We start from the raw sequence: 9,301 nt of genomic DNA, 5'->3' as shown, positions 1-9,301 counted from the left end.
GGGGTGGGGCCGGGTCGGACCCGGCGGAGGGTGGAGGTGTCGCCCGGGTGGCCGGCGTCGGCGTCGGCGAGGCCGCCGGAGAGCTGGTAGAGGGCGCCGTCGGGGCGGGCGGGGATCCCGTCCCGGGCTCCGCAAGAGGGGAGGTCCGCCGCCCGACGGGGGTGCGGGCGGCGGACCCGGCTCCGGTGGTGGTGCGTCAGGCCGGGAGGTTCCACTTCTGGTTGGCGGCGCCGTTGCAGTCCCAGATGCCGAGCTGGTTGCCGTTGTTGGTGGCGAAGCCGAGGTCGTCCAGGCAGCGGCCGGACTGCGGGTTGTAGAGCGAGCCGTCGGAGCGGGCCTGCCACTGCTGGGCACCGGTGCCGTTGCAGTCGTAGAGCTGGACCATGGTGTGGTTGGCGGTGCCGCCGCCGGCGACGTCCATGCACTTGCCGAGGGCGCGGACGGTGCCGTCGACGCCGATCCGCCACTTCTGCGCGACGGAGCCGTTGCAGTCGTAGATCTGGACGGGGGTGCCGTTGCCGAGGTTGGCGCCCTTCACGTCGACGCACTTGTTGGCGTAGCCGGTGATCTGGCCGGTCGGGCCGGCCGGCGGGGTGGCGCCCAGGATGACGCGCGGGAACATGACGCTGTCGCCGATGCCGCAGGCCGCGGAGACGCTGCCGTCCCCGATCGCCACGCCGCCGATCGCGGGGCGGGTGAACTGCACGGTGTGGGTGGAGTTCCAGTAGTAACAGGTGGCGGCGACGGTCCAGGTCTGCATCGGGTCGAGGCCGCTGCAGCTGCCGATCGCGCTCCAGCCCGCGACGTAGGCGCCGCAGGAGGGCGCGGCCTGGGCGGAGGTGGCGGGTGCGGCCAGGGCGGCGGCCCCGGCGAGCAGGGCGGTGGTCAGCAGGGCGGAGGTTCGGCGCATCGGGACGGTGGTCCTTCCGGTCGGCGAATCGCGTCAACACGACGTCTGTGCACTGGTGGTGACTGTGCGGCAGTTGTGTGGGCCGTGTAGAAGAATCGGGGTTCGCCGGGTCACCGTCAAGCTCTCGTTCAAGGCGAGCTTCAACGGATTCACGCCAGCTGTTCGGTCGGCAGGCGCTCGGACGGCCCGGAAACGGGCGGCCCGGAAACGCGGAACGGGCCCCGCGCTCCCCACCACAGGGGAGCACGGGGCCCGTTCGGCGAAACCGGGGCCGGGGGCCGGGAGGCCGGGACGGCCGTCAGTCGAACTTGCGGCGCTGGCGCCCCGTCCCGTAGTTGCCGCCGGACTGGGAGCCGCTGCCCGGCCGGGCCCGGCCGGAGGAGCGCCCGATGAACCCGGCGGCCTGCGGCCGCTCGCCCTGGGTGGCGGCGCCGAGGCGCTGCTTGGGGCGCGGGCGGCGCGGGTTGCCGTTCATGTCGACGTCGGCGGGCAGCCCGGAGCGCTTGGCGGGGCGGCGGCGCGGGTTGCCGGACTTGCCGGCGCCCTTGCCGTCGGCCGAGGCGGCCGGGGCCGCGGGCTGGGCGGCGGCCGGGACGACCAGCGCGACCGCGACGCCGCTGGGGGTGCGGGCGCCGGTGATCCGGGACAGCTCGGCGTCGCCGGGGCGGATCTTGGTGACGGTCGGGCGGATCCCGGCGACCGTCATCAGCCGGTTGACCTCGCGGCGCTGCTCGGGCAGGACGAGGGTGACGACGGTGCCGGACTCGCCGGCCCGGGCGGTGCGGCCGCCGCGGTGCAGGTAGTCCTTGTGGTCGATCGGCGGGTCGACGTTGACGACCAGGTCGAGGCCGTCGATGTGGATGCCGCGGGCGGCCACGTTGGTGGCGATCAGCGCGGTGACCTCGCCCTCGCGGAACTGGTCCAGCACCCGGTTGCGCTGCGGCTGGGACTTGCCGCCGTGCAGGGCGGCGGCCATCACGCCGGTGGCGCGCAGCTGCTTGGCGAGCCGGTCGGCGCCGTGCTTGGTGTGCACGAACATGATCACCCGGCCGTCGCGGGAGGCGATGTGCGCGGTGGCGGAGGCCTTGTCGGTGGGCTCCAGCTGCAGGACGTGGTGGTCCATGGTGGTGACCGCGCCGGCCGAGGGGTCGACCGAGTGGGTGACCGGGTCGGTCAGGAAGCGCTTGACCAGCCGGTCCACGTTGCGGTCCAGGGTGGCGGAGAACAGCATCCGCTGCCCGCCCTCGGCGACCTGCTCCAGCAGCCGGCTGACCTGCGGGAGGAAGCCCATGTCGGCCATCTGGTCGGCCTCGTCGAGGACCGTGATGGCGACGTCGGACAGGTTGACGTCACCGCGGCCGATCAGGTCGTCCAGTCGGCCGGGGGTGGCGACCAGGACCTCGGTGCCGCGGCGCACCGCGTTGGCCTGCCGGCTGATGCCCATGCCGCCGACGACGGTGGTGATCCGCAGGTTGACGGCGGTGGCGTACGGGGTGAGCGCGTCGGTGACCTGCTGGGCGAGCTCGCGGGTGGGCACCAGGACGAGCGCCAGCGGGTGCCGGGAGTCGGCGCGGCGCCCGGCGGTGCGGGCGAGCAGCGGCAGGCCGAAGGCGAGGGTCTTGCCGGAGCCGGTGCGGCCGCGGCCGAGGACGTCGCGCCCGGCGATCGAGTCGGGCAGGGTGGCGGCCTGGATCGGGAACGGCTCGGTGACGCCCTCGCGGGTGAGCGCGGAGAGGATCGCCTTGGGCAGTTCGAGCTCGCCGAAGGAGGCTGCCGGGGGCCGGGCCGGGGTGCCCTCGACGACGGTGAAGTCGGCGGGCTCCGCCACGGCGGTGCGGGTGGCCTTGGGGGCGCCGGTGCGGCCCCGGGGCTTGCGGGTGCGGTCGGCGGCGGCGGCGCCGTCCCCGGTGCGGCGGGCGCGCTCGGGGTTGTCGCCGGTGCGGCGGGGGCGGCCGGTGCGGCCTTCGGCCGTGCGGTCGCCGGTGCGTGCGGCGGAACGGTCGGTGGTGCGGTCGCCTCGGTCGCGGGGCGTGCGGGCAGGGGTGGTCACGGGTTCTCCGTACGTCGGTCGGCAGCCCGCGTTCGCGGACTGGTCGGCCGTCTGAGTGGAGTGCGCCGCCCCGGCCGTACTGCGGCATGAACGAGGGCCCGCACCGCCGAGCGGTACGGGCCCCCGCTTCACGAGATCACAGGATCACGTGTCAGCTGAGAGGCTGAACGTCAGGCGATGACCTGGATGTTCTCGCCCTGCGGGCCCTTCTGGCCCTGGGTGACGTCGAACTCGACGCGCTGGCCCTCGACGAGCTCGCGGAAGCCGTTGGCCTGGATGTTCGAGTAGTGGGCGAAGACGTCCGGGCCGCCGCCGTCCTGCTCGATGAAGCCGAAGCCCTTTTCGCTGTTGAACCACTTCACGGTGCCGGTAGCCATAACCGTCTCCTCATACTTGGGGCATCAGGGACCCACACCTCGTGAGTCCCCAAGTAGCCGCGATCCCCATCCGGAGACTGAAACACCGGACAAAACAAATGCGCCTGTTGGTTGGTACCAGCAGGCGCACACACACGTTCATGGGAACCAAAACTGCAACTGCTTCGACTGTAGCACGGTCGCACCCCGATTGACCGGGGACTTTTCTGCTCGACAGATCACGTTTGGCCCCCCTGGAAAGAGGGGACGGCGCCCCGCCGGAGCGGGGCGCCGTCTGCTGTGCGGCCCGTCGCCGGGCCCTCGGGTCAGTGCCGGCCGACCGGCTCCGGCGGCATGGTGCTGCCGACCCGCGGGGCGTGGCCCTCACTCGGACGGGCGTCACCGCCGTGGCCGGGCCACCACGCCTTGTTGCCGATCAGCGCGGTGAGCGCCGGGGTGAAGAACATCGCCATCACGAAGGCCGCCAGCACGATGCCGAAGGCCATGGCGAAGCCGAACTCCAGCATGAAGCTGTTGCCCGCGAGCATGAAGGTCCCGAACGAGGCCGCCAGGATGAAGCCCGCCGCCGCGACGGTCGGACCGGCGTGGCGCAGCGCCTCGCGGGCCGCCTCGCGCGGGGTGCGGCCCGCGCGGGCCTCCTCCCGCAGGCGGGCGATGATCAGGATGTTGTAGTCGGTCCCGATCGCCACCACGAAGAGGTAGATCAGGATCGGCATCATGAACATCAGGCCGGTCTCGTGGCCGATCTTCTGGAAGAGCAGCGTGGCGGCGCCGAGGGTGGCGCCGAAGCCGAGGCCGACCGAGGCCATCAGGTACCAGGGGGCGACGACGCTGCGCAGCTGGAGCGCCAGGATGAGCAGGATGAGCAGCCCGGCGATCGGGAAGACCAGCTTGTAGTCGTGGGTCATCGCCAGGTTGATGTCCTTGAACACCGAGCTGAGTCCGCCGACCTTGGCCTCGGTGCCGGCCGGGGCCTGGGCGTGGGCGACCGCGCGCAGTTCGGTGACGGTGGCGATGGCCTCGTTGCTGGAGGGCTCGTCCTTGAGCATCACGGTGAACTGGGCCGTGGTGCCGTCGTCGCTGATGGTCTTGTTCTGGCTCGCGGCGGTCGTGGGGGCGGGTGCGAAGACCTGGGCGACGCCGGCGACGTGGAGCTTGTCCGCGTAGGCCGGGAAGGAGGCCGGGTCGAGCTTCCTGCCGTCGGTGCTGCTCAGGAAGACCTGGCTGGGGGAGGCGGCGCCCTTGGAGAACGCGGTGGACATGGTGTCCTGGACGACCATCGACTCGACGGTCTTCGGCATCGAGCCGCTGGTCATGTCGAACAGGCCGTTGTAGCCGAGGGCGCCGAGGGTCAGGGCGACCAGCACGCCGCCGGAGGCGAGGGCGGTGAGCGCCGGGCGCTTCTCGACGACCCGGCCGAGCGCGGTGAAGCGCGCGTCGCCGGGCTCCCGCATCCACTTCTTGCCGGGCCAGAAGACGGCCCGGGCGGGGATGACGGCGAGCAGGGCCGGGGCCAGGGTGACGGAGGCGAGGGCGGTGACGACGACCGCGATGGCCAGCGCCGGGCCGAGGGCCTGGAACATGCCGAGGCTGGAGAGGACCAGCGCGGCGAAGGCGATGGTGACGGCGCCGGCGGCGGAGGCGATCGCCTCGCCGACCCGGCCGACGGCGTTGACGACGGCGGACTTGCGGTCCTCACCGGCCCGCAGTCGTTCGCGGTAGCGGAAGGCGAGGAAGAGGAAGTAGTCGGTGCCGACGCCGAGCACGACGACGATCAGGATCGGCGTGAGGATCGCCGTGCTCTTGAGGTCGAAGGCCTTGGTGGCGTAGTTGATCAGTCCCATGGAGGTCGGCAGGGCGATGATCAGCGAGACCAGGATGGGCAGCAGGCCGGCCAGGACGCTGCGGAAGATGATGCCGACGATCACGATGACCAGCACCAGGGTGGCCATGGTGATGAGGCCCTCGGTGTCGCTGGAGGACTCCTGCTGGTCCAGGGTCTGGGCGGCGGAGCCGCCGAGCTGGAACTTGAGTCCGGTGGGGCCCGCCAGGTCCTTGCCGTCGCTGCGCAGCGCCTTGGCGACGTCCGCGACCGCCTTCGGGTCCTGCTGCTTGTCCTTGGCGATGGCGACCGTGCCCAGCGCGTACTTGTGGTCCTCGGAGTAACCGAGCTTGTCGGCGGGCGGGTTGACCGCCTCGACGCCGTCGATCTTCTTGCCGGCGAGGTCCTGGGTCAGCTTGCCCATGGCCTTGGTGTCGGCGTCGGTGAGCGCGGCGCCGTCGTTGCGCTCGAAGAGGATGAGGGCGTCCGGGGTGAAGGCGGCCGGGAAGGCCTTGGCCTGCACCTCGGCGGCCTGGATGGACTCGTAGTGCTTGGGCAGGAACGACGCCTCGTCCGTCTGGGAGCTCACCTTGGGCGCGGATATGAAGATCGCGACCATGGCGACGAGCCACGCGGCGATCACCCACCACGCACGGCGTACGGCGAATTGTCCTAGTCGGTGGAACATGCTCGATGCCTCCTGGGCATGGTTCACCGCAGCCCTTGGGGGACGGGACGCTGGGCGACGGCAGGACCGGGCCGGACGCGCACTGGCGTCCACTAGCCGGTCGGCAGGTAAGTAGGTCTGGGCGTCATCCTACGAGTACGTGCTCGCCGTGCGGCAAGAAAGCCCCCGTGGTCCAACCCCCGTTGCGGGGCCACCCCGAACCGGCCCCGCCCCAGTCTCTCCCGGCCGCGCTGCCGTTGGCCTCGTGCTCCGGGTGGAGCCTTCTCCCCCTCAGGGTGGAGTCCACCCCCTACCTCGGAGGAGGAGGCCTAGGGGTAGCGAACCAGGGGAAACCCCCACGGCACCGCCCGGCCGCCCCGGGGCGCGCTCCCCCCGCCGCTGCGGGGCCCGCTCGCCCGGCCGCCGCGGGGCGCGCCGCTCCGTGCGTCATGATGATCACCGTCCGGAATCCCCCGGATGAACACCGGCGGAACGGAGCCCAGCCATGATCCCCTTCGACGAGGCCCGCGCCCGGCTGCTGCTCACCGGCGCCTGCGCCGCCGCCGGACTGCCCGCCCCCGACGGGGCGCGGCTGCTCGCGCTCGGCGAGAACGCCGTCTTCGACCTCGGCGACCCGGCCGTGGTCGCCAAGGTCGGCCGCGGCCCCGGACTGTACGACCGGGCCCGGCGCGAACTGGCCGTCGCGCACTGGCTGGCCGGGCAGGGCATCCCGGTGGTCCGCCCGTACGAGCGGGTCGAGGCCGGGCCGCACCGGGCCGACGGCCACCCGGTCACCTTCTGGCACCGGCTCGCCCCCGCCGTCCGGCCCTCCCGCCCGGCCGACCTCGCCCCGCTGCTGCGCGCCCTGCACGCCCTGCCGCTGCCGCCCTTCCCGCTCGACGGGCGCGACCTGCTGGCGCCGGTGGAGCGCTGGCTGGCCTCCGCCGAGGGGCAGGTCGACCCGGCGGACGTCGCCTTCCTGCGCGAGCGCCGGGACGCCTTCGCGGCCGCCCTGCCCGGCCTGGTGCCGGAGCTCGCGCCCGGAGTGATCCACGGCGACGCGCTGCCGCGCAACGTCCACGTCGGACCGGACGGGCCGGTGCTGCTCGACCTGGAGACCTTCTCCCGGGACCTGCGCGAGCACGACCTGGTGGTCCTGGCGCTCGCCCACGACCGCTACGGGGTGCCCGAGGAGGACTACCTGGCGTTCACCGCGGCCTACGGCCGGGACGTGCGCGACTGGTCCGGCTTCGCGGTGCTGCGCGGGGCCCGGGAGACCGCCAGCGCCTCCTGGGTCGCCCAGCAGGCGGCCGGGAACCCGGCGGCGCTCGCGGAGTTCCGGCGCCGGGTCGACTCGCTCCGGGAGGGGGCCACCGGGGTGCGCTGGTACCCGTTCTGACGGCGGGCCGCCGCCTCCTCCGCCGCTGCCCCCGCCGCCTCCCCGATACCTCCTCCGGGCGGCGGAGGCCGACCCCGGCGGGTGTGAGAAGACTCTTAAGGCGGAACGGTCCGGCGCGCAACCGGGACACGTACGATCGGCGTCCTATCGCACAGTCATCCTGACCGAGGGATCGGCCTCCGGGATCGGCCCCCTTCTCGCCCCTCAGGAGCCGCCGCCATGCACCGGACCCCCACCCGTCGCAGCCCCCTCCGCCCCCACCGCAACCGGCTGCTCGCGGGCTGCATCGCGGTGGCCGCCGTCCTGGGCCTGTCCGCGTGCGGCACCGCCAGCGGGGCGCTCCAGCCCACCGCGACCGCCACCACCCCGGGCGCCACCACCCCGGGCGCCGCGAACACCCCGGGCACCGGGAACGGCACCGCGGCCGGCACCGCTCCGGCCCCCGGCTCGGACGCCGCCCAGCCGCGCACGCCCACCGCTCCGGCCGACCCCGGCCGGGCCACGGCCACCGGCAAGCCGGTCGGCACCACCCCCGGCGCCACCCCCGGCGCCCCCGGCACTCCCACCGGCACCCCCGCCGCGCCGCCCGCGCACCCCGGCCAGGCCACCAAGGTGATCGGCTCCACCGCCTCCGGCGGCCGCACCGTCGCCCTCACCTTCGACGACGGCCCCGGCCCGGCCACCGGCCAGGTCCTCGACCTGCTCGCCCAGTACCACGTCAAGGCCACCTTCTGCGAGATCGGCCAGAACGCCGCCGCCAACCCGGCCCTGGTCAAGCGGGTGCTGGCCGAGGGCCACCGGCTCTGCGACCACAGCGTCCACCACCCCCAGCCGTTCGAGAAGCTCCCGCACGACAAGGCGGTGTACGAGATCTCCGCCGCCCGCGACATGATCGTCAAGGCCGGCGGGCCGGGCACCCGGGTCGGCTGGTTCCGCGCCCCGGGCGGCGGCTTCAACGCCGACAACGAGCACATCGCCGCCGGGCTCGGGATGGACTCGCTCGGCTGGTCCGTCGACCCCCGCGACTGGTCCCGCCCGGGCGTGGCCGCGATCGTCTCCACCGTGCAGAGCCAGCTCAAGCCCGGCAGCGTGATCCTGATGCACGACGGCGGCGGCGACCGCAGCCAGACCGTGGCCGCGCTCAAGCAGCTGCTGCCCTGGCTCGTCGCCCAGGGGTACACCTTCGACTTCCCCGCCGCGTAAGGCCGTTGGACCGCGGCCCGTAGGGTGGGCGGCCGTGACCGACACCGCCGCCCTCGTCGCCGCCGTCCCCGGCCTGGCCCGCCACCTGCGGCCCGCCACCCTGCTGCACCCGTACGCCGCCCCCGGCGGCGCCCCCGCCGACCTCGGGGCGAGCCGGATCGGCGGCCCGGCCCAGTGGCCGACCGGCGAGCCCTGGCCGCACTGCACCGCGCGCCACCCCGAGGAGGAGGACGTCCTCCCCCGCAGGGCCCCGGAACCACCCGCCGCCGCGACGGCGCTGGTCCCGCTCGCCCGGATCCGCGCCGAGGACGCCCCGCACCTGCCCCGGCCGCACGGCACCGACCTGCTCCAGGTGCTCTGGTGCCCCAACGACCACGACGACATCCAGGGCGAGCGCTACTACTACGGCCCCGCCGTCGAACTCCACTGGCAGCGCGCCGCCGACCTCGCCCCGGCCACTCCCCCGCCGCCCCGCCACAGCGCGCCGGAGTACCTGCCGCGCCCGTGCGCGGTGCGCCCCGAACAGCTCCTCGACCTGCCCGACCGGGGCGAACTGCCCCCGGAACTCGCCCGCGCCGTCGAGGAGTTCGCCGAGCGGCGGGGCATCGGGTACCAGCGGGACCTCGGCCGGGCGGACGGCTGGAAGCTGGGCGGCTGGCCGTCCTGGCACCTCACCGATCTCGTCCCGGTCGACTGCGGCCGCTGCGGCGCGCGGATGGCGCACCTGCTGACGGTGGAGAGCGGCGGGGATCCGGACCTGTCGGTCGGGCGGCACGGGGAACTGCACGTGTTCGCCTGCCCGGTGGACGTGACGCACCCGGTCGGACTGGACCTCCAGTGACGGACATCGGACCGCTCGGCCGGACCGCTCGG

7 protein-coding genes and 1 pseudogene are annotated in these 9,301 nt (G+C 74.0%); 3 read left to right on the top strand and 5 right to left on the bottom strand.

Annotated elements, in window-relative coordinates; all coding sequences use genetic code 11:
• The 5 genes and pseudogenes from ACFXPX_RS32350 to ACFXPX_RS32330 all read right to left on the bottom strand — a co-directional run.
• A pseudogene (locus tag ACFXPX_RS32350) lies at window positions 1-215 on the bottom strand (hypothetical protein); the annotation flags it as partial.
• Window positions 197-910 carry a ricin-type beta-trefoil lectin domain protein gene (locus ACFXPX_RS32345; protein ID WP_380529311.1) on the bottom strand — a complete coding sequence of 238 codons (714 nt, stop codon included), beginning with the start codon at window positions 908-910 and terminating at the stop codon, window positions 197-199. The pseudogene ACFXPX_RS32350 and the gene ACFXPX_RS32345, both read right to left, overlap by 19 nt.
• Before the next feature lie 298 nt (window positions 911-1,208).
• On the bottom strand, window positions 1,209-2,960 hold the full coding sequence (locus ACFXPX_RS32340) for a DEAD/DEAH box helicase (protein ID WP_380590844.1): 1,752 nt from the start codon (window positions 2,958-2,960) through the stop codon (window positions 1,209-1,211).
• A gap of 170 nt (window positions 2,961-3,130) precedes the next feature.
• Window positions 3,131-3,337, bottom strand: coding sequence for a cold-shock protein (locus ACFXPX_RS32335; protein WP_196949043.1), 207 nt, complete (start codon window positions 3,335-3,337; stop codon window positions 3,131-3,133).
• 305 nt (window positions 3,338-3,642) lie between these two features.
• On the bottom strand, window positions 3,643-5,847 hold the full coding sequence (locus tag ACFXPX_RS32330; protein ID WP_380529316.1) for an MMPL family transporter: 2,205 nt from the start codon (window positions 5,845-5,847) through the stop codon (window positions 3,643-3,645).
• Between the two features lie 484 nt (window positions 5,848-6,331).
• On the opposite strand from ACFXPX_RS32330, the gene ACFXPX_RS32325 reads away from it, so the two are divergent.
• From ACFXPX_RS32325 to ACFXPX_RS32315, 3 genes are all read left to right on the top strand, one after another.
• The gene (locus tag ACFXPX_RS32325; protein WP_380529318.1) at window positions 6,332-7,225 is read left to right on the top strand and encodes a phosphotransferase enzyme family protein; all 894 of its coding nucleotides are present in this window, start codon (window positions 6,332-6,334) and stop codon (window positions 7,223-7,225) included.
• A gap of 219 nt (window positions 7,226-7,444) precedes the next feature.
• A complete protein-coding gene (locus ACFXPX_RS32320; protein WP_380644267.1) occupies window positions 7,445-8,428 on the top strand; it encodes a polysaccharide deacetylase family protein in 984 nt (327 codons plus the stop codon).
• Window positions 8,429-8,462: 34 nt separating this feature from the next.
• Window positions 8,463-9,269 carry a hypothetical protein gene (locus tag ACFXPX_RS32315; protein ID WP_380644266.1) on the top strand — a complete coding sequence of 269 codons (807 nt, stop codon included), beginning with the start codon at window positions 8,463-8,465 and terminating at the stop codon, window positions 9,267-9,269.
• Window positions 9,270-9,301: the final 32 nt, after the last annotated feature.

Origin of the sequence: Kitasatospora sp. NPDC059146 (assembly GCF_042786665.1) — a bacterium.
Classification (GTDB): domain Bacteria; phylum Actinomycetota; class Actinomycetes; order Streptomycetales; family Streptomycetaceae; genus Kitasatospora.
This window is presented reverse-complemented; position numbering and strand designations above follow the sequence as displayed.